Raw genomic sequence first — 23,747 nt, forward strand, 5'->3', positions numbered from 1 at the left:
GGTCGAGTGGTTCGAGGTCGCCGGGCGGCCTCGAACCGCTCAGTGCGGGACCCGGGCGATGCGCACGGTGAAGGAGCGCTGCCGCAGCCGCTTCACGGCCGAGCGCAGGTTGATCTTGCTGAAGAACGGCAGCACCTCGGAGACCGGCCTGGGAGCCTGGGAGGCTGCGCCCCACGAGTTGGTGATGATCACCAGAGTGATGACGTGTTCGCTGCCGTTCAACAGCTTGGCCGGAATGGCCGCTTCGAATGGCCCGTGAGCAGTGCTCGCGCCACGGGCAACGTCGCGGATTCGTTTGCGAGCCGCAGCTCGGAAATCCTCGCTGTCGAGCAGCAGTTCGGCTGAATTCGAGGCTTGCGCGAAGAGATGGCTCAAAGTGCCCGAGCCGGTCCCGTGCTTGGAATGCACAAGTTCCCGTCCCGCGAGCAGGACATCGCAGAGCTCCACGGGGGTGGTCCGCTTGGGCAGCGTGATCACGTTCTTGCCGTCCATGCACAGACCCTTCTGGACGGCCGCGATCGTCTGGTTGTAGGCGAGCTCATCCCGCGCCGGGATGGTTCCGCCGCTCCGTTGCTTCTTCTGCCGCATCGGCACCGACTTGAAGGTCGGGAGCGAGAGCGCGGCTGCTGCGTCGGCATCGATCGCGTCGACGAAGTCATCGAGCTCGCCGATGAAGGTGTTTCTCACAGCGTACACGTCGCCACCGTGCAGGGCGTAGGTCGCGTCTCCGAGGGCGACCACTCCCTCGAGGAGATTCTTGACTGGTTCCTCGAACGAGTCACCGTCCTCTGGAGTAAAGCGCAACCGATGCTTCCTGAGCTCGTTGGCGTCGAGTGATGCGAGGGCGGAGAGCGCTTTCAGGATATCCTTGTAATTCTCGACGCTGAACTCATCCAGCGGATGACCGCCTTTTTGTCCGTGGCCGGTCACGCCGAGGAGGGCGAACTGAGCCGTGACGAGGTCCACCGGACGCGGCGGAGACAGCCCCAGGCCGTCCAGCTTATGAGTCTTGATCAAGCGGGCGGCCTCGGCCCACACGTCCTGCAGGGTCTTGTGGTCGTCCACCTTGTGGAGATCGTCGATGAAGTCGAAGTGTTTCTCGTAGTGCCGGAGGGCATACAATCGATCGAGCTCGGCGCAGAGAGCGGGCAAGTTGGCGAGGAGGCCCCCCCAGCGCAGGCGAAATGCGTCTGCGCCCTCGACGTAACGCCCCCAGCCCGTCCTGGGGGGTCGAGCGACGGTGACGGACTTGAGGATCTCCTGCGCCGAGTCGAAGCCCAGGACGTCGAGTGGAACTTCCTTCGAAGCCTGCACGTCGGTGACCAGGCCCTGACCCAGCTGGGAGCGTCGGCCCCGCCGCAGGGCCTTGCCGTTGTCGATGAGCTGTCCCGAGCCGTCATACAGCAGGTTGAGCGCAATCCTCCGCCCCCAGCCGCGAAAGATCTGGGTCGAGTCGATAAGGAAGCCTCCACCCGCCCCGAACGGCAGCGCGTAGGTCGAGCCGGACGAGCGGAGCAGCAGGACGCCCCTTGTCGACTGGGCCTTGATCGTCGGGACGTCGGCGAAGTGCTGTTGAAGGAGAGACAGCCACGGGATCGGCTCCGGCTCTGAGCGGCCGTACGCGAAGAGGACCTCGGAGGACGAGAAGCTCGAGATGTCTCGTGCGAGGGGTTTGCAGAACGTGACGTCTGCACCCTCCGCCAGGAGCTTCTTCAGCGGCACCTTGGAGGCGAGACGATAGATGGTAAGCGGGGTCAGAGGCATGGCCGTGAGGCGGCGAAGAACGGCGCCCGGACAGTAGTGCCGAGGCCGAGGCGCAGTGATCACCTCCCCGCACGCCGACCCGCTCGTCCGGCCGCCCCGTCAGCCGCGCTGCCGCTGCGAGCGCTGCCGCGAGACCTCGGCCCCGCGGCGTCGGCTCCTCACGAAGCCGGGCATGTCGCGCGGGAGCCGGCGGCGAGAGGTCGGGTGGCTCACCCGGCGAACAGCGCCGGGTGCCCCATGCCGTATCGAACGAAGTCTTGCGTCGCCTTGACCAGGTCGGCGAGCGAGCGCATGCGCGGGTTCCACCACTCGGCGGCCCAGTTCATCGAGCCGAGGAGGAGCAGGCGCGAGACGTTGATGTCGAGGCCGGGGCGGAGCTGGCCTGCGGCCTGGGCCTGGGCGAACAGGTCGCGCCACAGCCGGCTGTAGGTGGCCTCCTCGGCGGCCGGGCGGACCCGCAGCTGTTCGGGGACCTGGTTGGCGTTGCGGATCGACGCGGTCGTGTAATCGGAGATGTGCAGCTCGTAGCGGAGGTGGGCGGCCACCGCCTCGAGGATCTTCTCGAAGGGGCTCGTGCCCGCCGGCAGCGCGGCCAGCACCTCCTCGACGTGCGTGCGCACGCGGTGGGCCCCGACCCACATGACCTCCTCGATCAGCGCGTCGCGCGACTCGAAGTAATAATAAATCGCCGGCGCCTGGACCTCGGCGGCCTCGGCCACGTCCGCCAGGCGCGTGCCGGCGTAGCCCTTGCGGCTGAGCACGTGCGCGGCGGCGTCGAGGATCCGCTCGCGCGTCCGGGCCGACTTGGTGTCTTCGCTCGCCATGCCTCAGGCCCGAGTATAACCGCTCGCGCCGGCCGTCGCAGCCGGCGGGCTCGTGCGTCGGCGCGCGGGGGGCGCGGAGTCTGTCCGATCGCACATGCCTTTTCAAACATGTGTGGGCGGACAGTTTATGGCGAGTCGGTGCTGACGTAGACCATGCCGAGGCACATCTCGTCCTCGGTGCCCTCGCCCCACTTGAGCGGGGCGTCGCCGGCGGAGTTATCGAAATGGCACTCGAGGCGGACGCTGTCGGTCGGCTCGATGGTGATCGGCGCGGCGAACTCGTAGATGCCCTGCCAGTTGAAGTCCCAGCGGGGCACGTCGATGAGGCAGGCCTCGGGGTTGCCGCCGCTCTGGACGACGAGGCTGGCCCGGGCGCCGCGGGTGTGCATGTGGACGCCGGCCATGTGGGCGAGCAGCGGCTTGCCGACGCCGATGGCCTCGTCCTTGTAGAGGTACTGGATGACCGAGCCGAGGTCGATGGTGAAGGAGTGGGTGACGTCGGCCTCGCCGGCGGGGATCGTCATCGGCGGCGCGTCGACCATCCAGCCGGGGTGGGCGATCGGCAGCAGCAGGGCCGGGCGCGCGACGGTCTCGGCGGTGCGGACCAGGATCGTCGACTGGTCGGCGATCGGCGCGCCGTTCGGGTGGTAGTGCATCTGCATGGCGATCTTCGAGCCCGGCTTGACGCGGATGCCGGTGCCCTCCGGCAGCGCGCCCGAGCTGGCGCCCGGGACCCACGCGCCGAGCCACTGCGCGCGCGGGCTGGCCTCGCCGCCGGGGCCGCCGTAGCACGGGTAGCCCGGCCCGGGGTCGGCGGCGTCGAGCGCCTCGAAGTCCGCGAGCTCGTCGGGCGGGATGATGAAGGCGATCACGTGATGCACGATCTCCCGCGCCCCGGGCTCGATCGTGAAGGCCGTCGCGTAGGTCTCCTGGTCTTTGGGCCAGTCGAGCAAGAAACAGCGGTAGTCGTCGGCGACCCCCTCGGCCGGCGTGAACGGCTCGGGGATCCCGAGCTGCACGTCGTAGGCGATCGGCGGCGCGTCGTCGTCCGGCGGCGGGGGGCGTCGTCCGGGTCGCCCGCGGGCGCGTCGGCGGCGATCCACGCGAGCACGAGCTCGCGCTCGGCGTCGGTGAGGCCGCGGTCGTGGGCGAACTGATTGCAGTCGGCGCCCGGCGGCCACGGCGGCATGGTGCGGTTCTCGATCGCGGGGGCGAGGATCTTGGCGAACATGCCGGCCTCGTCGTAGTTCGTCAGCGAGAACGGGGCGATGTCGCCGGGGCGGTGGCAGGTCGCGCACTTGGCGTCGAGGATCGCCTTGATGTCGCGGTAATACGTCGGACCGACGGGGTCGCCGGTGGTGCTCGTCGGCGAGGTCGTGGTCGGGTCGTCGCCCGTGGTCGTCGAGGTGGTCGCGGGGCCGTCGGTGCTGGCGTCGGTGGCCGCGGTGCCGGGGTCGGTGGCCGCGCTGGTGCTGGCGTCGGCGCCGGTCGTCGGCGTGTTCGACGAGTCGTTGCAAGCGGTGAGGGCGACCAGCGTGAACACGAACGAGCGCGCGCGAGACATCGCAGCCAGGATATCGCGCGCGGGCCAGGCGGGTCGATGGGGCGAGAGACGCGGGGCCCGTGGCCGGCGCGAGGCTCAGGTCGCGCAGGGGCGCGAGCGGAGGCGGGAACGAGGGCGGGCGTGTCCTTTCGCGCGCGGCGGTCGTCGTTCGTGGGTGACGCGTGCATTGCCGTGCCGGCCGATGCCCCGTTCACGGCCTGCGGTGCTGCTTCAGCCAGGCGGCGATCGCCGCCTGTTCGCGCTCGACGGCTGGGATATCGCGGTACATGACCGCCGCCTCGCGGGCCAGCGCGAGCGCGCGGGGGCGGTCGCGGCCCTGGTCGGCCGGGGCGTCCCACAGGGCGCGGGCCAGCAGGAAATTCGACGCGGCGAGCAGTTGCGGCGGCAGGCCGGGGGCGTCGAGCTTGCGGGCGCGCGTGGCCAGCTCCAGCGCCTCCTGCGGGCGGCCGTCGGCGAGCGCGACCTCGGCGAGGCCCTGCAGCGGCTCGATGAGGCTCGGGTCCTCGGGGCCGACGGCCTGTTCGCTGATGGCGAGCACGCGCGAAAGTCGGGTGTGGGCCAGGGCGACCGCGCCGTCGGCGAGGTCGAGCATGCCGAGGTGGAACAGGCTCGGCACCAGGTCGACGTGATCGGCGGGGAGCGACTTCTCCTGGATCGCCAGGGCCCGCTCGGCCAGGCGCCGCGCCTCGGCGGGCTCGACGAACTCGGCCAGGTTGGCCAGCGCCATCGCCACGTCGCGGTTGTCGGGGCCGAAGGCCTGCTCGTAGATGGTGAGCGCGCGGCGGAAGTTGGCTGCCGCGGCGGTGCGCTGGCCGAGCGTCTGCTGGACGATCGCCAGGTTGTTGAGCGTGGCCGCGACCTCGGGGTGATCGGGGCCGAACGATCGGGTCTGGATCGCCAGCGCGCGCTCGTACAGCCGCTGCGCCTCGGCGTGGTCGCCGACGGCGGTGCGGGCGTTGCCGAGGTTGACGAGGCTGATGGCGAAGCTCGGGTGGTCGGCGCCCAGCGCCTTCTCGCGGATCGCCGCTGCTTGCTCGAACAGCGGCATCGCCTCCTCGGACGCGCCGGTGATCATGAAGAGGTTGGCGAGGTTGTTGAGCGTGCCGCCGATGTCGGGGTGGTCCGGTCCGAGCGCGCGGCGCTGGATGGCGAGGGCGCGCTCGTACAGCGCCCGCGCCTCCGCGTAGTTGCCGAGCGCGTGGTGGACCCCGGCGAGGGAGAGCAGGCTGAGGGCGAGGCTCGGGTGCTCGGGGCCGAAGGCCTGCTCGAGGATCGGCAGCACGCGCTCGTGCAGGGGCTGGGCCTCGGCGTAGCGGCCGACGGCGACGTGGACCTGACCGAGCGCCTCGAGCAGCTCGGCGACGCGAGGATGGGTCGGGCCGAGCAGGCGCTCGTCGATCGCCAGCGCTTGCTCGTACAACTGTTGCGCGGCGGCGTATTCGCCGGCGGCGTACTCGACGTCGCCGAGCTTGGCCAGGCGGACCGCGCCGGGGAGGCCGTCCTCCTGCGCCAGCGCGTGCAGCCACGCGGCGGCGTGACGCGACCAGCGGCGGCCGTCGTCGTGGCGCGCGCGCTGAAAGCCGACCAGGTGTGACAGCGACATGGCGATCTCCGACGCCAGCCCGGCGGCGCCGGCGGTGGTGGCCTCGAAGTAGGCGTCCTCGGCGGTCGCCTCGGCGGCGGCGTAGCGGCCGTGGCGCTGCAGCAGCGAGGCGACCCGGGCGCGCGCGGAGGCGATCAGCGGCGGCCACGCGAGCTGCTTGGCGCGGGCGAGGGCGGTGCGCGCGGCCTGCAGGCCCTCGTCGTACTTGCCGGCGGCCTGCAGGTTGCGGGCGTCAGCGAGGTGCTCGCGGACGTCGCGGACGGCGGCGCGCTGGTCGGCGGGCGGCATCGGCAGGCGCGACAATTGATGGGCGTCGCGGCAGGGCGCGATCGGCTCGAGCTCCGACACCGCGGCGACGGCCTTCTGGACCACGCGGGCGTCGCTGCGCGAAAGTTCGTCGATCAGCGACGCGAGCTCGAGCCGGCGCTCGTCGAGGCACCACGAGGCGCGCGCCAGCAGCTCGCCGTCCCACGCGCCGCGCACGCGCGCGTCGAGGCAGGCCTCGGTCCGGGCTGTGCGCCAGGCCGACGTCTGCTGATCGATCCACGGCATCACCTTGTCGGCCGTCGCCTCGGCGTAGGCGAGGCCCGAGTCGATCAGCGACCGGCGCACGCGGGCGCGCGCGTCGTCGTGCCAGATCGCCTCGATGCCGGCGCCTGCCGCCTCGCAGGCGGCCTCGCGGGCGCGCACGTCGGCCCGCTGCCAGGCCCACGCGGAGGCGATGATCGCAGCGATGCCGACGAGCGCGGCGGCCGTCGTGCGCAGGCGGGCTCGCGCGCGCCCGCGGGTCAGCGCCGCCAGCAGGGCGGTCATGCTCGGCCAGCGCTGACCTGGCTCGACGGCGAGGCCGCGCTCGAGCGCGCGCTGCAGCCACTTCGGCACGCGACGGCCCGGCGGCGGCGGGCGGCGCTTGCCGGCGATCACGTTAGCGACCAGCGCGACCATCGTCGCGCCGGCGAACGGGCGCTCGCCGTGGAGCGCCTCCCAGAAGGTGACGCAGTAGGCGAACACGTCGGCCGCGGGTCCGACCTCGGCGCCCTGGAACTGCTCCGGGGCCATGTACGCCGGCGTGCCGAGGACCGCGCCGGCCTGCGTCACCTCGACCGCGAGCGCGGAGGTGCCGACGGGCGCGACGGCGCCGGTCGCAGCCGCGGCGGGGCGGCGCGCGAGGCCGAGGTCCATCACGCGCACGCGGCCGTCGGCGGCGACCATGACGTTGTCGGGCTTGAAGTCGCGGTGGATGAGGCCCGCCTTGTGTGCCGCCTCGAGGCCGAGGCCGGCCTGCAGCATCACCGCGAGCACCTCGTCGACGCTGCGCCGGCGCTCGCACCAGGCGCCGAGCGTGCGGCCCTCGACGAACTCCATCGCCAGCCACACGCGCTCGTCGACGGCGCCGACGTCGTGGACCGCCACCACGTTGGGGTGGCTGAGCTTGGCCAGCGCCTGGGCCTCGCGCAGCAGGCGAGTGCGCGCGTCGCCGCCGGTGCGCAGCGTCGAGCCGTCGAGCTCGGGGCGCAGCAACTTGAGCGCGACGCGGCGGTCGAGCTCCGGGTCGTAGGCGGCGTAGACGATGCCCATGCCGCCGGCGCCGAGCTTGTCGACGATCATGTAGCGGCCGACCGTGTCGCCCGGCGCGAGCTCGCCTTCGCTGTCGATCGCGGGGTAGGTGTCACCGCTGGCCGCCAGGGTGTCGGCGATCCGCGTGTTCGTGGCCGCTGCCGTGGCCTCGAGGTCCTGTTCCCGCATGCGGCGCGGCAACCATCGCACGCCGGCCGGCCCGGAGCAGCGGCGCAATCGGCGGCACGGGCGCGATCGCGCCGCGTGGAGACGTCGGCGGGGGTGTCGAAGGCCAGGTAACGGCGGAGGCTCCTGTCGCTGCGTGATTCGCGGGCTCGCCGCCGAATTTCTCGCGGTGAGGACGTCGAGCCGGTGCTGCTCGCGCGCTCGGTCACGGCGAGCCTCGGAGTACGTCGTCTCGCAGGTAGCGTCGGCGTCGGCGCCGGGAACGGGCGGTCGCCACGGTGCGCGCAGCGGGGCCGCCGAGGCGGTGTTCTGCGCAACCGACTGCCGACGATGGCGGGAGTGGGGCGAGCGATCGAGGCGATCGGCGCGTGGCGTCCGGCGATGACGGCGTCGATGCGGCGGGTCGACACGGCCGACGGGTTCGAGCGCGCGTTCGGGCTGCAGTACCTGGCCCGCTACGCGCTCGAGCGCGGCCGCGCGAGCGCTGGCGGCCGGCTGCTCGAGCACCGGGCAGTGCGGGCGAGGCGGCTCGGAGCGCGCACGAGCGCCGAGGCGCCGAGGCGCCGGGCGGAAGGGTCAGGCCATTCCCCGTGAATAATCATATGTCTGGAAGGACATATCATGACACGACGCAACGACGCGGCGATCTCCGAGGCCAGCCCGGCGGTGGTGGGTGCGGCCGACGAGGTCGGCAGCCCTCGGAAGGCCGGACCGTCAGCGCGCCGTCATTCCGCCGTCGACGCGGTAGTTCCCGCCGGTCAGCCACCTCCCGCGATCCGACACGAGGAGCGCGACGACCTCCGCGACGTCGTCGGGGGTGCCGAGGCGTTTGAGCGGCACCTGCTCGGGCCACGCTTCGGCCGGAATGCCGGGGAACGTCTTCCTCAGCTCGTCGGCGCTCGGGGTCGCCACCGGCCCCGGCGTCACGACGTTCACGCGGATGCCGCTCGACGCGAGCTCCACGGCGAGCGTGCGCGAGTAGGCGTCGAGCGCCGCCTTCGCGGCGCCGTAATGCGCGACCGGGCCGAACGGCATCGTCGCTGCCGTCGACGAGATGTTCACGACCGCGGCGGCCTTCGACGCGCGGAGCGCCGGCAGGACCGCGTTGGTGAGGCGGAGCGCTGCGAAGAGGTTGAGCGCGAGGGTGTCTTGCCACTCCTCGTCCGGGATCGTCGCGGAGCCTCCGGGGAACACGCGCGACCCGCCCGCGTTGTTCACGAGGATGTCGAGGCCGCCGAGGGCCGCGAGCGCCTCTGCGGCGATCGCCTTCACCCCTTCGCTCGTGCGGACGTCGCCGGAGATGAACGTCGCCGCCGCAGGTGTGTCGTCGCTGCGCGAGCGCGCGGCGACCACGACCTCGGCGCCAGCATCGAGAAGGCGCTGAGCGATCGCCGCGCCGATGCCGCGCGAGCCTCCGGTGACGAGGGCACGGCGACCGATAAACTCCTTCGAGAGATCGAGCTTGCTGGACATGATGTTCCTTTCGTCGAGAACGACGCGTCCTTCTTAAGGTCCGCGATCCGCACGAGCCATGCGAAGTCGTCCGGAAATTTTTCGAAATCGTCCGCACGGCTTGGACAGGGCGGCTCGCCCTCATTACGCTGTCGAGCGATGGATGCCCTGAGCGCGGTCCTTTCCCCGGTTCGTCTGCAGCGGACGCGTTGGGTCTCCACCGTCGGGCGCGCGCCGTGGGGCGTCGCCCTGCCGGTGGTCAAGAGCTGCATCCGGTTCCACTACGTGGTCCGCGGCAGCGCCTGGCTCAGCGTCGACAAGACGGACGAGCCGCGCGTCGCGCTCTCCGGTGGCGATCTCGCGGTACTTCCGCTCGGCCACGCCCATGCGCTGCGCGACCATCCGCGGAGCGCCCTCCGCAGCTTCACGGAGGTGGCGCGATGCACCCTCCACCCGACCCATGGCGTCATCCATATCGACCTCGGCGCGAAAGGCCCCGAGACGACCTTCATCACGGGCGCCTTCGTGCTCGACGACCCGCTCGCGACACCGATCCTCGCGACCCTGCCACCGCTCATCCGGATGACTCCCGACGCGGAGCAGGCGGTGCCGTCGTTCTTCGAGAACATCCAGTTCATCACCCGCGAGATCGAGACGAACCGGCCCGGGTCCGAGATCGTCCTGCTCCGGATGGCGGACGTCATGTTCATCCAGATCCTCCGCGCCCACCTCGCGCGCTTGCCCGCGGACGGCGGCGGCTTCCTCGGGGCGCTCCGCGATCCGAGCACCGCCGCGGCGCTCGTCGCGATGCACCGGCGCGCCGAGGAGCCGTGGACGGTGGCCTCGCTCGCTGAGGAAGCGGGGCTCTCGCGCTCGGTCTTCGCGGCGCGCTTCACCGAGCTGGTCGGCGAGCCGCCGCTCGCCTATCTCACGCGGCTCCGCATGCAGAAGGCTGCGGTCCTCCTCCGCGCGGGCGCGCCGCTGGCGAAGGTCTCGCAGCTCACCGGCTACTCGTCCGAGGCATCGTTCAGCCACGCGTTCCGGAAGTGGGCCGGCGTGGCCCCCGGCGCGTGGCGGCGGCGCCTCGAGGCGAGCGACCCGAGCGCGAACGCTTGAAGAAGCGCAAGCCGCAATTTCCTCGTCAGGTCCAGCACCGGAGTCGCCGAGGGTCCACGGACGCGCGCCGCGTCACTGCGCGTCATACTGCACCGCGACGTCGAGGACCCACGTGACGCCGAATCGGTCCTTGAGCATCCCGTAGAGCGGCGACCATCCCGACTTTGCGAGGGGCTGCACGATCATCGCACCCGAGGCGAGCTTCTCCCAAAGCGCAGCGATCTCGTCGGCCGAGTCGCCGCGCACCGACACGAAGAACGCGTTCGCGCCAGGCTCCCACGGCAGCTTCGAGGGCACGTCGTACGCCATCACGCGGAAGCCGTTCTTGGCCGTGACCTGGCCCCACATCACCTGATCGGCCTCGGCCGGAGCCTGGACGTTGTGGGCGTCTCGATAGGTGACGATGGCGAGGTCACCGCCGAATACGGACTTGTAGAACTCGAGGGCCGCTCGAGCCTCGCCCCGGAAGTTGAGATGATTGGTCACGGCGACGGTCATGATTTTCTCCTTGCTGGTTCGGTTCTTGGGCGGGTTCGACGCGCGGCTCGTCGAGGCGACGAGGATTCGTGGTCCGGTGAGGGCTCGATCCCGAGGGCCGGCAGGATGACGCCGTCCACCATCGAGACGAGAAAGGTGAAGTCGAACGACTTGCGCTGGACCAAGCTCCGGTACGCGGCCATCGACGGGATGACCTGCGACAGCGTGGCGATGTCGGCGGCTGCCGAGATCTCGCCGCGCGCCACGGCTCGCTCCATCAAGGCGCGGTGGGCCGCCGCCCACGGCTCGACGACCGCGCCGTTCGCCGCCCCGGCGAGCGCCGGGTCCTGCGAGAGCAGCGAGGCGAGCGCCGTCATGATCTTGAGCCGACGCTCGCGCTCTTCGTTCGACTGGGGTTTGAACAGGCCGAGCAAGTCACCGCGAAGCGTGCCCGTGTCGGGGAGGTGCTCGAGATCGACCTGGTTGCGCTTCATCTGCGCGACGGCATCGATGATCAGCTCGGACTTCGCCGTCCACCGGCGGTAGATGGTCGCCTTGCCCACCCCGGCCCGTGCGGCCACCAGGTCCATCGTCAAGCCTGCGGCGCCCACTTCGGCGAGGACGTCGAGCGTGGCGTCGAGGAGCCTGGCATCGAGCGAAGCGTCTCTCTTGCGCCCTCGCTTCATCGCCCCGGCCTCGTCCGGTTGCTCGGTCTTGTCGTGCATGTCTGTGCTCGCGAGCTGCGTGCGCCGTCAACGCTGGGTGAGGAACCCTTCCGCCGGTCGAGGCGCAGCAGGGAAGCGATACCGTTAAGTTTCGAAACCGTCAAGTTCCGAAACTCTGCGGTATCGTTTTCCGGCGCTCCAGGCTTTTCAGCCGGGAATTGTTCGATCCGCATCCGCCGACCCCGGTCGATCGTCGGAGGTCGCGCGGGGCGGATCACCGCGCAGCCAGCGGGCCAGCATGCCGACCATCTCGTCGACGAGGGCGCCCGAGCAGGTGTCGTCCGGGCGCTCGAGCACGGCGTGGTAGACGACGGACCGGCAGATCGTCGCCAGCATCCAGCCGGCCAGCTCGAGCCGCGGCGACTGGACGCCGGAGGCGGCCAGGAACCCGGCCACGCCGGCCGTGCAGCGCTCGCCCGCGGTGACCGAGCGGCGGCCGCGGAGGCGCGGGACCTCCTCGGTGAAGACGCGCTGCAGCGCCGGCGCGATCGTCTGCGCGGCCACGTAGGCCTCGACCAGCGCGCGCAGCGTCGACTCGAGGTCGCCCCCGCGCGGGCGCGCCAGCGCGGCCATCATCGCCGCGTCGGTGCGCTCGCCGTGCCGCCGCTCGAGCTCGACGACGATCGCCTCCTTGTTGGGGAAGAATTGATAGAGCGAGGCGATGTTGACCCCGGCGCGCTCGGCGATCCGGTTGGTCGTGAGGCGGGCGTAGCCGTCGCGGACTAAAATGTAAGCTGCAGCTTGCAAAACGGCGTCGACCGTGGCCTGCGAGCGAGCTTGAACGGGGCGGCGACGGGGCTCGATGCGACGCTTGGGGGCCACGCAAGATGGTCGCGAACACAAGCTGACGACGCAAGTGTTCAGTTATATTTTGAATGAATGGACGTGATGCACGACGAGCGGCCGCTCCGCGGCCTCAACTTCGTATTCAGCGGCGGGACCGCGGGCATCGGCCTGACGGCAGCGACGGCGCTGGCGCGCCGCGGGGCGGCCCTCTTGCTGCTCGGGCGGGACCGCGAGCGCGGAGAACGGGCGGTCGCCACGGTGCGTGCGGCGGGGGCGGCCGAGGCGGAGTTCCGCGCGGCCGACCTGACGACGATGGCGGGAGTGGGGCGAGCGATCGAGGCGATCGGCGCGTGGCGTCCGGCGCTGCACGGGCTGGTCCACACGGCGATGACGGCGTCGATGCGGCGGGTCGACACGGCCGACGGGTTCGAGCGCGCGTTCGGGCTGCAGTACCTGGCCCGCTACGCGCTCAATCGCGGGCTGCTGACGGCGCTGGCGCGCTCGGGCGACGGGCGGATCGTCCACGTGGGGGCGAAGGCGCCGGCGGGCCTGGTGCCCGACCTCGACGACCTGCAGTTCGAGCGCCGTCGCTGGTCGCTGCTGCCGGCGTTGATGTCGTCGCAGGTGCTGGGCTACCTGCACGTGCAAGCGGCGGCGCAGCGCTGGCGCGATCTACCGGTCACCACGAGCATCGCCTGCGTCGGCATGACCCGGACCGACACCGTGCGCGAGTGGCCGTGGTACATCCGCGGGCTCTACCGCCTGTTCGGCACGTCGACCGAGCGCTCGGCGGCCAACGTGGTCCGGCTGCTCACCGCGGCCGATGTCCGCGGCATGAACGGGGCGATCTTGTTCGACCCGGGGCGCTTCGAGGCGACGCCGCTGGCCCTCGACGACGCGCTGGCGCAGCGCACGTGGGAGCTGTCCGACCGGCTGGCGCGCTCGCGCGGGCTCGTGCTGCCGGAGGCGCCGGACCCGGGGTGACATGTCCTCGGGGACAGCACCTCGCATGGCGTTCGCTACGACCGCGCCGCGCCGTCGCGGCATGGTTTCAGCGTCGAAGGTCGGCGGGTGGATCGGCCCGCGCGATCCGCTCGCGGGCGCAAGAAATCGCCATCGCGTTCCCGACCGCCGGCGGCGTTGCAGAACCCCGCGGCCCACGCCGTGGTCTCGGCCGCCCCGAGCGGAAGAAGCACCCGCAATGCCGAGGCGCCCTGGTGGCGCTACACGTTCTGACCCCACCGGCAGAGGAGCCACAGGATATAGACGAGCAAGTGGGAGATGGCCCGCTCGGGCGCTCTCGCCGAGCTCCGATCCGCAGGCGATCAGCGCGGTCGAACCTCGCCCGCACGCACTTCGGCTCGTCGATAAGCGCGAGCCGCAGGCGAGAACCTCGGCTGCTCGTTCCTCGCGCAGAGCCATACGACCGAGGCCCTGGAGACGTTCAGGATCGACGTCGCGCTCCATGGACCGAGCGACGACGCCGACCACAGCCAGAGGCGCTAAAGAAAACCGGCAGGATCGACGAGGCCGTGGCGATGTCCTGCACGTCGCTGTGACTCAATTCCGGCAACACCGACCCGGCAGAGGCATCGACCGGTCCGATCCAACCGCTCTGTCCTCGACCGCGGGCTCCGGCCCCGCTACCCTCGCCGGGTGGAGCTGCACGTCTCTGCTCGACCCGCGCCCGACCGTTCCGACCGCGCGCCGCCGCCCTGCTCGTGATCGACATGCAGGGCGACTCCCGAGCCTCCGATCGACCGGAGCCCGCGGCCCCTTGTCGTCACGAGCACCGCGGCGCTCGCCCGAGGAACCATGAGCACCCCGCGTGGTTCACGACACGAGCCGCTTCGTCCCCCGCGCGGGCGGTCGGACGAGCCCGCGCGTCGTCCCGAGCGGCTCGAACTGCTCGCGGGCGGGGTCGTACGCAAACACGGCGCCCGCGTCGATCTGATAGATCCACGCGTGCAGGTGCAGCTCGCCGCGAGCGAGCGCGGCCGCGACGGACGGGTGGGTCCGCAGGTGCTCGAGCTGGACCAACACGTTCTCCTGGACGGCGGCTTCGAGCAGCTCCTCCGGCCGCTTCAGCTCCGGATAGCTCGTCGCCAGGATCCGGCGGGTCGCCTCGGCGTGTTCCAGCCACTTCGCCACGGCGGGCAGGCCGCTGCAGCCGTGGGGGTCGACGAGCGCTTTCATGGCACCGCAATCCGAGTGGCCACATACGATGAGGTCGCGGACCTTGAGCACCGCGACCGCGTATTCGATGGTCGCCGCCTCGCCGCCGTGCACGGCGCCGTACGGCGGGACGATGTTGCCGGCGTTGCGGGCGATGAACAGCTCGCCGGGCGCCGTCTGGGTCAGCAAGTTGGGATCGATGCGGGAGTCCGAGCAGGTGATGAACAGCGCCTCGGGCGACTGGCCGGTCGCCAGGCGCGCGAAGAACTCCTGGTAGGGACGAAAGATTCGATCCTGGAAGTGATGGATCCCTTCGACGAGCTTCTGCATCACACACCTCCGTGACGAGCGGGGCGCGCCCGCAGGAAACTGAGCCAGGTAGCGAGCAGGGTCATGACGGCGGGCACGACCAAGACGAGGTACTCGAAGCGTGGGGCGAGCTGGACCGCTGCGGCCGCGCCGCTGGCGAACGTGGCGATCTTGCCCGCCCGCAGCAGCGCGTGTTGCCGGGCGGTCTCGCGCGCCTTGCCCTCGACGAAGAAGAGCTCGGCGAGGTGGATGCCGAGGTCGGTCGCGGGGCCCGTCAGGTGGGTCGTTCGCACCAGGAGGCCCGTGCTCGTCGCCACCGCGCCGTTCTGTAGCCCCATGGCGAAGCTGAGCAGCGATAGGAACACGAAGTCGCTGGTCTGATCGATCTCGCCGCCGAAGGCGCCGAACCAGCCCGCGTCGCCGGCCGCGGCGATCGCGAAGTCGGCGACCGCGACGCCGATCAACGGCAGCGAATACAGCGGACGCCGCCCGCGGTGCGCTCGCCCATTGATCACAAGGCCCGAAGTCATCGCGCCGACGAGGAAGCAGACGAGCACGAGGACCAGATCGAGGGCGAGCCACAGGCTGTTCCACTCCATGCCGATCCGCGTGACCGTGCCGGTGACGTGCGTGACGTAGCGACCGCACGCGAGCGCGGCGGTGGCGTTCACGCAGCCGGCCGCGAAGGCCAGCATCAGCCAGCTCGGGACGTGGCGCAGGCTGAACACGGAGTCGGGGGGATGAAGCGCCAGCATCGCGGCAGATCTCCCGGCGAATGACGAGGGGGCGGACCAAAAAATTTGGCCGCTGGCGCAGCACGGGCGCCGGCCCGTCGCGCTCGGCGACGGCTCGCGCTACTTTGATCCCGGCGGTCGCGGGGGCAAGTCCTTCCACCCGCGCTTTGCACTCCCGACATTGTCGAGCTCGCCGGTGCCGACGGCGGCCGGCGTATTGATGAGACAGGCACCAGGCTCAGCGTGTCGGGCGGATCTCGCGGCAGCCAGGATCGGCGGCGGCTCCGCGATCGACGGCCGCACGTCGCGGCACGAAGGCTATCTGCTCAGCCAACGCCTCCGGAAGCGAATCGAGGGAGTTTCCGGCTGGGAGAAGACGGTCGCCGAGTTCCCGGATCGTGACCGGGCGATGGACCGCCGTCCTTGAGCTACGGCAGCGGTGCAGGCTGGGAGTCAGTACCAGGCGAAGCGGAGCCCCACGTACGGCGTGTGCCGCAGGCCGTCGCCGGGGACGGCGCGGATGTCGTAGAGGAGGGCGACGCCGAGGGCCGCGCTGGCGTTGAGCCAGAACTCGTAGCCGAGGCCGGCGACGCCGCCGGCGCCCATGCGGACGCGGCGGCCGTCGCCCTGGGGGACGCCGGCGATGCCGAGGCCGGTGCGGATGAAGAAGCCGCGGACGATGAAGATGTTGGCCTCGACGTCGCCGCCGAAGAACACCTTGGGCCCGAAGCGGCTCGACATGTACGTGCCGAGGTAGAGGTTGGCGCCGAGCGTGAGGCGCTTGCCGACGCCGCCGCCGAGGGCCAGCTCGATGCGGCCGCCGGGGATGAAGGCGGTCGCCTCGTTGAAAGTGCGGGCGAACAGCGGGCTGTCGAAGTAGGTGGCGCCGAAGCCGATGCCGGGGCCGATGTAGAAGCCGCGGCGGTCCTGGGGGCCCTCGATCTCGATGCCGCGACGGCCGAGCACGCTGGCCTCGGCGACCGGCGCGAAGCTGCAGATCCCGAGGTACGTGCCGACGACCATGAGGAAGGAGTGCAGGGCGCGGAGACGAAGGCGACGACGCATCATGGGGCACCTCGAAGGGGGAGCGGAGGAGAGACGAAGCGCGAGGCGGGTGACGATCAGCGTAAGCGAGGGTCAGCGCAGGGTGGTGACGTCGAGCACAACATAGCCGCCGGCGGCGACGTCGACCGAGTAGTTGCGGGTCTCGCTGCCCCCGCGGCCGGACGCGACCACGGTGACGGCGTGGGGGCCCGGCTGGACGGGGACGCGCGCGACCAGGACGAGGCCCGGGAGCAGGGTCCAGGAGCGGGTGTCCGGCCGGTCGGCCGCGAGGAGGGCGCCCTCGGCCGCGAGCGCGGCGAACAGGCCGATGATCGCGCCGCCCTTCTCGGAGGTGTTGCCGGCCGCGCGCGCGGCCTCGGCCACCGCGGCGCGGACGATGAGGCGCGAGATCGCGGCGCCGATGATCTTCGGCTTCATCTGCTCGTACTCGTCGATCACCTCGGTCTGGATGTCGCTGGCGATCTCGAGCCCGACCGGCTGGCCGTCGACGCGCAGCTCGGCGGTCTCGAACGCGCTGCCCGACGGCACCAGCTCGGGGTAAACGACCATCTTGAGCGCGCTGCGCTCGAGCACGCGGCTGTCGCCGGTGATGTAGGCGTGGGCCAGGCCGACGGCGGCGCCGATCGGCATGTGCCGCGCCTCCTTCAGCGGGACCCGGCCGACGCTGACGACCACGACGACCTCGCTCGGCGCAGGGCCTGCCTCATAGGACATGCCCCCCAGGACAGCATCGATGCGCGGCGAGCGGTAGCCGGCCAGCGCCGACAGCCGCTGCACCGGGCCGACCAGGCTGGCGAACGGGCGCGCCTGCAGGGCCTCGTCGTAGTAGCGCATCGCCGACTCGTACTCGCCGAGGCGCTCGAACACGAAGCCGGCCAGCCAGCTGCCGAACGCGCCGTGCGGGTAGACGACGCCCTCGCCGCCCTCGGCGCGCGGGCGGCCCCGCTGGTCGTAGTCGGTGAGGTACTCGTGCATCACGGTGAAGCGCTTGGCCTCGACGCGCGCGCCCGAGAGGTCGCCCTGCAGGAGGTAGTTGAGGAGGTTGTAGGCGTTGAGGACCAGCTTCTCCGACGGCGGGGCCTTGTACTTGGTGGCGCTGTCGGAAAACACGTACTTGCCGAGCTGGCCGGCGCCGTCGCGGGCGATGTCGAGGAGCTCGAGCTGCTTCTCGGCGACCGAGAGGTCGCGGGCGCTGAGCTTGTAGGCGCCGCTGGCGTGGAGGATCATGCCGCGCTCGAGCAGGGCGAGCGCGGTGTCCTTCTTCCACTTGGTCGGCATGTCCTTGCTGCTGCGGGTGCCGAGCAGCTTGTTGACCTGCTTCTCCGCGCCGGGCAGGTCGCCCCGCTGGGCCGCGCCGCGGGCCTCGCGGGTGCGGTCCGAGTAGGTCGCACAACCTGTCGCAAGGACCAGGCCGAGCGAGAGCGCGGCGAAGCCGGCTCGCGGGCGCGCGGACGGGGCGAGCATGGGCCCTCTAGCGGACGATCGCCTTGCTGCGCTCGGCCTTGTACTGGAAGCGCACCAGGCTGGTCTCGACCTCGATCACCTGGATGAACAGGGTGTACTGGACCCGGCGCTCCTTGTTGAGGAACTCGTCGACGCTGCCGACCTTGCCGGTGAAGAAGTACTTGGCGCCGATCTGGCGCGAGATCTCGGCCGCGAAGTTGGGGTCGTAGACCGAGCGGTTCTGCTGCACCGCGGCCTCGCTCGCCATCTCGGCCTGCCGCTCGCGGCTGACCACCTGCACCACGCCGCTGTTGACGAGCTCGGTCTCGAGGTCGCCGAGCAGCGTGTTGAGCTGGTCGTCGATGTGCTCCGAGGTCTCGTTCTTGAACGGCCAGATCGCCACCACCACCGGGGCCGGGAAGCTCGACACCTGGGCCCAGAACGGCGAGGCGTGCAGCTTCTCGAGCGAGACCTGCAGCAGGTCTTGCAGGTCCTTGCGGTCGAGCGTGGTGCTCATCGCGCCCTGGTCGAGGTTGGGGTTCTCGGTGCCGGGCCCGCCGCGCACCGCCTTCGGCTTGCAGCCGAGGTTGGCGCCGAGGCCGGAGGTGAGCGCGACGCCGAGGGCGAGGAGCTGGAGTGGACGTGCAGGCATGGCTGAAGCGGTTTGGTTGACGGGAGCCGCGCCTTGAGACCCGCGGCCCCGCGGGGACATTCAGGATCGTGCAGGGAATGAGCGACGACCCGACGCTCAAAAGATTAAGAGGACGGCGGGGAGGCTGTACAGCCGGGCGTACACCTCCTCGACCTCCTCGACCTGCTCGGCGTGCAGCGTGAGCGTGAGGCAGAGGCGGTCGCCCGAGCGCGTCCGTCGTTCGCTCACGACCAGCCGCGCGGGCCCGACCACGCCGTGCGCGAGGTCGACCGCGGCAACCCGGAACTCGTCGTCCGCCGGGCCGAAGGCCTTGATCGTGTACTCCCCGGGGAAGTTGTGGGCGGCGAGGATCGCCTCGCGCGCGGGGGCCCGGCGCGTCTCGTCGGGCCGGTGGGTAGATCCGGACATGGGGCCGTGGTTAGCACGCCACGGCGCGCGCGGCACCTCATTGGTTGAGGACCGCGAGGATCAGCTCCGGCCCGCCCGGCTCCGCCACCCCCAGCGTGGTCCCCGAAGGCCACGGCACCAGATCGCCGGGGCGCGCCGCGCCGGCCTCCTCGTGGCTGAGGCCACCCTGGAGCACCAGCACGCGCGCCTCGCTGTGCGGGTAGCGAGACGGAATGACCGCGCCCGGCGCGACGCGGACGATCAGCCGCCGCGGCCACGCCGCGCGCTGGACCACGGTGACGTCGTTGCCGCCGACGGCGTCTGGCTCTTCGGACATGCTCTCAGGGACACGGACTTCGGAGCCGGTCTCGAGGGGCAGGATCCGCAGGCCGGCGTCGTCGCGCCAGCCGCGGGGGGCGTCGACGCGGGCGAGGATCTCGCGGGCGTCGTGGTGCGGCAGGCGCAGCAAAGCGGCGAGATCGTCGGTGAAGGGGCTGAGGCGCTCGGGGCCGGCGATCGCGGCGACCAGGCGCGCGCGCGTCTGCGGCAGCAGGGCGGCGGGGAAGGTGTAGAGCGCGAGGCCGTGGACGTTGTCGCGCTGGGCCGCGACCTCGCTGGCCTGCAGCTCGCCGATCGCCTCGCCGCGCTCGAAGCGGGCCCGGTCCTCGGGCGACAGCTCGTCGAGCAGGTAGGCGGCGGCGAGGCGGTCGTGCGGGCGCGGGACGTAGGTGTTCGGGGTGGTGCCGGCCAGCGCCGCCGACAGCCGGCGCAGACCGTCGGCGACCTGGGCGCGCACGACCTCGGGCGAGGTGCGGGCGCGGTCGGCGATCTCGCCGGCGCCGAGGCCCTCGAAGTAGGCGAGCTGCAGGGCGCTGCGCGGCTCGTCGTCGAGGTCGAGCATCGCCGTCTGCACGGCCTGGCGCAGCGGGCCGACGTCGGCCGCCTCGGTCTTGTCGTCGAGGGTGGTGATCTGGGTGTCGTGGACGGCCGCCATGCGGGCGGCGCGGTGCTCGGGCAGGGCGCGCAGCGCCGCCGTGCGGGCGCCGATGGTCCACCACACGCGCACGCTCGACTGGCGCGGGTCGAACTGCTTGGCGCCGCGCCAGGCGTCGAGGAGGACGCCGTAGACCGCGCTCTCGGCGGCCACGCGGTCGCCGAGGATCCGCAGGGTCGCGCCGAGCAGGGCCGGGGCGTAGCTCTCGCACAGCTCGATGAAGGCGACGGCGTCGCCGCGAGCGGCGGCGGCCATTCGCTGCGCGGCCCCGACGTCTCCGGGCACCGCGAAGTTGATCGGGGGGGCGCCTTGCATGCGTTCATGAGGGTTTCGCGGCCGGGTTCGCTTGTCAAGCGCGCGGCCGCGGGGATGTCTCTTGGGGCATGTCGTCGCGGCCGGGACGTACGCTCCGGCTCGCTGTCGCCGCCGTCGCCGGGGCGCGTCGAGCGACGATCGCGCAAGGCCGGGCGAGCGCGCGCGAGGCGTCGCCGGCGCTGGCGAACGCGTCGCGGCCCGGGCATGCTGAGAGCCCCTGGATGCACGCCGACGACGACGACGATGACGAGGCCGAGGCCGAGGCCGGTCCGACCACCGCCGGCCCTGCCGGTGACCCCGCTCTGCAATCGGTGCGCCTCGACAAGTGGTTGTGGGCCGCCCGCTGCTTCAAGACCCGCGGGCTGGCGAGCGAGGCGTGCGCGGCCGGTCACGTGAAGGTCGGCGGCGTCACGGCGAAGGCCGCCCGGTCGCTCAAACGCGGCGAGGAGGTCACGATCAAGACGGGCGACGGGCTGCGGATCCTGGAGGTGCTGGGGCTCAGCGAGCGCCGCGGCCCGGCCGCCGTGGCCCGCACGCTCTACAACGATCGGTCGCCGCCGCGCCCGCCCTCCACGGAGGTGCCGGGGATGGTCACGCGCGATCGCGGCCTCGGCCGGCCGACCAAGCAAGAGCGCCGTGACATCCGCCGCCTCCGCGGCTACTGACCGCGCGGCTCGATCCGCCGCCGGTGCAAAAGCGCAGGATGGCGACACCGGCGCCGGCGACGGCGGGCGGTGAGAGAAAAGTCGTGACGTCACGCAGAGCGAGCGCGGCCGTCAGCACATGGGTGAGGTTGGCGTCGGGCGCTCGGCGGGACTGCGAGGTCAGGTCGGCCGCGGACTTTCGGTGCGAAGACCGCGAGCGAGTCGAAGCTCGCGCGCGCGGAGCGACCCGCTCGAGCGTGGGTCGTGAGAGGAGGGGCGAGTGAGGGCGCCGGCGCTCGAGCGGCCAGGTCGTGAGAGGAAGGCGAGTGATAATTCTGGAGCCCGGGCGCGGGGCAGGTCGTGCGTGAGCGTGAGGAAGGCGAGCGCTCGAGCGCGGACCCGTCGTGCGTGAGGTCGAGTTCTGGAGCCCGGGCGCGGGGCAGGTCGTGCGTGAGCGTGAGGAAGGCGAGCGCTCGAGCGCGGACCCGTCGTGCGTGAAGTCGGGTTCTGGAGCTCGAGGGTGGGGCAGGTTGCACGTGAGGAGGCGAGTGAGCGCCGTGGGCTCGAGCACGGGCCAGGTCGTGGGGTGAGGGAGGCGAGTGAGGGTCCAGGAGATGAAGCGCGAGCCGGCGGTGGAGCGAGGACGGTGCGAACCGGGGATGTGCGAGATGCGAGAGGTGGAGCGCGGGCCGGGCCTTGGAGTGAGGATGGCCGGTGAGAGCGCGGAGCTCCGGCGCGGATCGTCGGCGTGTGGACGGCGCGGGCGTGAAGCCGGCGCGTCGTGGTGTTGCGACGCGTCGACCGAGCAGGCGACGGGACGGCGGCGCGAGCCGGTCGACGTCCTCGCGACGAACCCGTGAGACGTCGCCTCGATCGAGGCCGGCGGAACCTGCGGCGAGCGGCTATGCCGGCGGTGGTTCGAGCGGCCAGAACCGCTGCGCCCGGACGACTGCGAGGTATGGTTCGTCGCGCAGCGGCGATGTCAGGCGTGCCCCGAGCCGCCGGCCGATCACGCACACGCGGTCGCCGGGGCGCACCAGCGCCCGCTCGGTGCGGAGGCCGACGCCGTGGCGCGTGAGCAGGTCGCGGTGGAAGGCGTCGAGGTCGGTGCCGTGGTCGACGCAGACGAGGACGCGGTGCGGGCCCTCGGCCACGAGGAAGTCGATGGCCTGCTGGCGCGCGACGTGGAAGGTCCGCGAGATGACGCTGAGAGCGCCGGCGACGCCGACGACGCTGTGCGGCGGCGCGGCGCGGTAGTCGACGGCGACCGCGAGCTCGCCGCTGACGGGATCGTGGATCGCCTCGAGCGGCTCGACGCTGCCGGCGAAGGTGACGAGCTCGTCACGCCCGGCCCCGAGGATGTCGGACAGTCGTTCGAGGCGACGCGGGCGCGGGGGCCAGAGGTGCTGCCACAAGCTCACGGGTGCGCCGTAGAGTAGCGCGCGTGACCGGGCGGGAGCCGGCCGCGGACCGGATTTTCCGCGGCCTCCCGGCCGTGGCAGACGCCGCCGCGGACAGCGTACGGAAGAAATTCCGGGGGGGTCGCGGCGGCGAGGTGCTATGCTCCGCCCGCCCGATTGGCGGGGCTCTTGAACTAAAGGAGATCGGACGATGAAGCGGTTCGCCAGCGAAGGCCGCGATCGGAGAGGGCGACTCTCCGGGCCCGGATGGACGTGGATGTTCGTGCTCGGCACGTCGGCGCTGCAGACGGCGTGCAGCGACGACGACGCCGCGGGAGGCGGGAGCTACGTCGGCTCGGCGACGCAGACCACCGAGCCGCCGGCGACGACGACCGAGGTCGACCCGACGACCTCGTCGACCGACTCGACGGCGCCGACCGGCACCGCGACCACCGACGAGCCGACCACGACGACCTCGACCACCGACGAGCCGCCGCCGGCGCTGATGGTCGACTGCGGGATGCTGCCGAAGGGCGCGCAGGGGGCCGAGTACGAGCACCAGCCGACCGCGTCGGGCGGCGTGCCGAAGTACGCCTGGTCAGCCACCGGCCTGCCGGACGGCCTCACGATCAACCCCAACAGCGGCGAGATCTCCGGCATCCCCACCACCCCGGGCGAGTACACCGTCGAGCTCACCGTCACCGACCTCGAGGACAACGTGGCGATGGCGAGCTGTCCGGCGCTGACCGTCGGCGACCAGCTCAAGGTCGACTACGACGCGCTCGCGGCCGACGGCCCGTGCGTGGCCGCCGGCGGGGACAAGACGATCCTCGACTACATCACCGGCGGCGACGGCTCGCCGATCACCTGCAGCACGCCGGCCGGCACGGGCGACGGCAAGGTGCCGATGGGCCTCGGCGTCGACGGGCAGAGCTGCGCGATCACCGGGACGATCGGCGAATCGCGCTACGGCAATTGGGCCTGGATCGTCGCCGCCGAGCAGTCGGGCGTGAAGGTGTACGCGCCGTACTGCGCCCAGCAGGCTCAGCAGGCGCCGAAGGCCTACGCGATCGTCGGCAACCACAGCGGGCAGATGGACAACGCGCTCGAGCCGATGGTGGTCGACTTCGACCCCGACCAGCCGCTGCGCCTCGACGGCGACGCCGACCCGCGCTTCGAGGTGAAGAAGGGCACCTGCGGCGATTCGTGCTTCTTCGGCTTCCTCTACCGTGTGTCGATGTCGCCGTTCGGCACCGGCGCGTGCAAGGACGACAAGGACGGCTGCTTCGGGCTGTGCCCGCTGGTCGCCGACGCCAACGAGCCCGACGGCGACAAGGCGATTCAGTGCTCGCTCCTGCCCCTGATGGGCACGCCGAAGACCGGTTTTGCGCACGAAATGTGGGCGAAAGGGGATGTTCCCCCGGAGGAGTTCAAGACGCGCCCGTTCGTGGTCCAGTGGAGCATCGACTACTGCCTGTCGAACGCGGCCCCGGATTGTCAGGGCAAGGACGCGATCCTGGCCAACGGTGACAACTCGAGCTTCGAGTTCCCCGTGATCTTCCGGCCTCAGTGAGG

General features: G+C 71.6%; 22 protein-coding genes. 5 read left to right on the forward strand and 17 right to left on the reverse strand.

Annotation, left to right across the window (positions count from 1 at the left end; all coding sequences use genetic code 11):
- Positions 1–39 precede the first annotated feature (39 nt).
- The 5 genes from NAEX_RS25630 to NAEX_RS25650 form a co-directional block, all read right to left on the reverse strand.
- A complete protein-coding gene (locus NAEX_RS25630) occupies positions 40–1,764 on the reverse strand; it encodes a DUF6119 family protein (RefSeq protein WP_096330107.1) in 1,725 nt (574 codons plus the stop codon).
- A gap of 209 nt (positions 1,765–1,973) precedes the next feature.
- Positions 1,974–2,588 (reverse strand): TetR/AcrR family transcriptional regulator, encoded by a 615-nt coding sequence (locus tag NAEX_RS25635; protein WP_096330108.1) that lies wholly within the window; start codon positions 2,586–2,588, stop codon positions 1,974–1,976.
- Between the two features lie 125 nt (positions 2,589–2,713).
- On the reverse strand, positions 2,714–3,250 hold the full coding sequence (locus NAEX_RS54245; protein ID WP_338042617.1) for a monooxygenase: 537 nt from the start codon (positions 3,248–3,250) through the stop codon (positions 2,714–2,716).
- A 206-nt stretch (positions 3,251–3,456) separates the two neighbouring features.
- Positions 3,457–4,152, reverse strand: a complete 696-nt coding sequence (locus NAEX_RS53105; protein ID WP_096330110.1) for a cytochrome c — start codon at positions 4,150–4,152, stop codon at positions 3,457–3,459.
- Positions 4,153–4,342: 190 nt separating this feature from the next.
- Positions 4,343–7,501 (reverse strand): serine/threonine-protein kinase, encoded by a 3,159-nt coding sequence (locus NAEX_RS25650; protein WP_096330111.1) that lies wholly within the window; start codon positions 7,499–7,501, stop codon positions 4,343–4,345.
- Between the two features lie 336 nt (positions 7,502–7,837).
- Here NAEX_RS25650 and NAEX_RS25655 point away from each other — a divergent pair, with 336 nt between their 5' ends.
- Positions 7,838–8,092: a hypothetical protein gene (locus NAEX_RS25655; RefSeq protein ID WP_143140281.1), complete on the forward strand. Its 255-nt coding sequence runs from the start codon at positions 7,838–7,840 to the stop codon at positions 8,090–8,092.
- 120 nt (positions 8,093–8,212) lie between these two features.
- On the opposite strand, the gene NAEX_RS25660 is transcribed toward NAEX_RS25655, so the two are convergent.
- The gene (locus NAEX_RS25660) at positions 8,213–8,971 is read right to left on the reverse strand and encodes an oxidoreductase (protein WP_096330113.1); all 759 of its coding nucleotides are present in this window, start codon (positions 8,969–8,971) and stop codon (positions 8,213–8,215) included.
- Between the two features lie 138 nt (positions 8,972–9,109).
- On the opposite strand from NAEX_RS25660, the gene NAEX_RS25665 reads away from it, so the two are divergent.
- A complete protein-coding gene (locus NAEX_RS25665) occupies positions 9,110–10,066 on the forward strand; it encodes an AraC family transcriptional regulator (RefSeq protein ID WP_096330114.1) in 957 nt (318 codons plus the stop codon).
- A gap of 72 nt (positions 10,067–10,138) precedes the next feature.
- Here the strand turns inward: NAEX_RS25665 and NAEX_RS25670 are convergent, their stop codons facing one another.
- The 3 genes from NAEX_RS25670 to NAEX_RS25680 all read right to left on the reverse strand — a co-directional run bounded on the left by NAEX_RS25670 (position 10,139) and on the right by NAEX_RS25680 (position 12,090).
- On the reverse strand, positions 10,139–10,564 hold the full coding sequence (locus tag NAEX_RS25670; RefSeq protein ID WP_096330115.1) for a VOC family protein: 426 nt from the start codon (positions 10,562–10,564) through the stop codon (positions 10,139–10,141).
- The gene (locus tag NAEX_RS25675) at positions 10,561–11,268 is read right to left on the reverse strand and encodes a TetR/AcrR family transcriptional regulator (RefSeq protein ID WP_096330116.1); all 708 of its coding nucleotides are present in this window, start codon (positions 11,266–11,268) and stop codon (positions 10,561–10,563) included. The genes NAEX_RS25670 and NAEX_RS25675 overlap by 4 nt, the downstream gene beginning before the upstream one ends.
- 147 nt (positions 11,269–11,415) lie before the next feature.
- Positions 11,416–12,090: a TetR/AcrR family transcriptional regulator gene (locus NAEX_RS25680; protein WP_096330117.1), complete on the reverse strand. Its 675-nt coding sequence runs from the start codon at positions 12,088–12,090 to the stop codon at positions 11,416–11,418.
- A gap of 57 nt (positions 12,091–12,147) precedes the next feature.
- Between NAEX_RS25680 and NAEX_RS25685 the strand changes: the two genes are divergently transcribed.
- Complete coding sequence (locus NAEX_RS25685; protein ID WP_096330118.1) at positions 12,148–13,038, forward strand: SDR family NAD(P)-dependent oxidoreductase; 891 nt, start codon at positions 12,148–12,150, stop codon at positions 13,036–13,038.
- Positions 13,039–13,887: 849 nt separating this feature from the next.
- Here NAEX_RS25685 and NAEX_RS25690 read toward each other — a convergent pair.
- From NAEX_RS25690 to NAEX_RS25725, 7 genes are all read right to left on the reverse strand, one after another.
- On the reverse strand, positions 13,888–14,559 hold the full coding sequence (locus NAEX_RS25690; protein WP_096330119.1) for a carbonic anhydrase: 672 nt from the start codon (positions 14,557–14,559) through the stop codon (positions 13,888–13,890).
- A complete protein-coding gene (locus tag NAEX_RS25695) occupies positions 14,559–15,293 on the reverse strand; it encodes a YoaK family protein (protein ID WP_096330120.1) in 735 nt (244 codons plus the stop codon). The genes NAEX_RS25690 and NAEX_RS25695 overlap by 1 nt, the downstream gene beginning before the upstream one ends.
- Positions 15,294–15,725: 432 nt before the next feature.
- The gene (locus NAEX_RS25705) at positions 15,726–16,340 is read right to left on the reverse strand and encodes a hypothetical protein (protein WP_143140282.1); all 615 of its coding nucleotides are present in this window, start codon (positions 16,338–16,340) and stop codon (positions 15,726–15,728) included.
- 69 nt (positions 16,341–16,409) lie between these two features.
- Positions 16,410–17,801 carry a COG3014 family protein gene (locus tag NAEX_RS50680; protein WP_096330122.1) on the reverse strand — a complete coding sequence of 464 codons (1,392 nt, stop codon included), beginning with the start codon at positions 17,799–17,801 and terminating at the stop codon, positions 16,410–16,412.
- A gap of 7 nt (positions 17,802–17,808) precedes the next feature.
- Positions 17,809–18,432 carry a penicillin-binding protein activator LpoB gene (locus tag NAEX_RS25715; RefSeq protein WP_170136006.1) on the reverse strand — a complete coding sequence of 208 codons (624 nt, stop codon included), beginning with the start codon at positions 18,430–18,432 and terminating at the stop codon, positions 17,809–17,811.
- Positions 18,433–18,528: 96 nt separating this feature from the next.
- Positions 18,529–18,840 (reverse strand): DUF493 family protein, encoded by a 312-nt coding sequence (locus NAEX_RS25720; RefSeq protein ID WP_096330124.1) that lies wholly within the window; start codon positions 18,838–18,840, stop codon positions 18,529–18,531.
- Positions 18,841–18,877: 37 nt separating this feature from the next.
- Complete coding sequence (locus NAEX_RS25725; RefSeq protein ID WP_096330125.1) at positions 18,878–20,128, reverse strand: sigma factor; 1,251 nt, start codon at positions 20,126–20,128, stop codon at positions 18,878–18,880.
- Positions 20,129–20,349: 221 nt separating this feature from the next.
- Between NAEX_RS25725 and NAEX_RS25730 the strand changes: the two genes are divergently transcribed.
- Positions 20,350–20,793, forward strand: coding sequence for an RNA-binding S4 domain-containing protein (locus NAEX_RS25730; protein WP_096330126.1), 444 nt, complete (start codon positions 20,350–20,352; stop codon positions 20,791–20,793).
- A gap of 881 nt (positions 20,794–21,674) precedes the next feature.
- Here the strand turns inward: NAEX_RS25730 and NAEX_RS25735 are convergent.
- Positions 21,675–22,193: a hypothetical protein gene (locus tag NAEX_RS25735; protein ID WP_096330127.1), complete on the reverse strand. Its 519-nt coding sequence runs from the start codon at positions 22,191–22,193 to the stop codon at positions 21,675–21,677.
- 190 nt (positions 22,194–22,383) lie between these two features.
- Between NAEX_RS25735 and NAEX_RS25740 the strand changes: the two genes are divergently transcribed.
- The gene (locus NAEX_RS25740) at positions 22,384–23,745 is read left to right on the forward strand and encodes an Ig domain-containing protein (RefSeq protein ID WP_143140283.1); all 1,362 of its coding nucleotides are present in this window, start codon (positions 22,384–22,386) and stop codon (positions 23,743–23,745) included.
- Positions 23,746–23,747: the final 2 nt, after the last annotated feature.

Origin of the sequence: Nannocystis exedens, assembly GCF_002343915.1 — a bacterium.
GTDB classification, from domain to species: Bacteria; Myxococcota_A; Polyangia; order Nannocystales; family Nannocystaceae; genus Nannocystis; species Nannocystis exedens.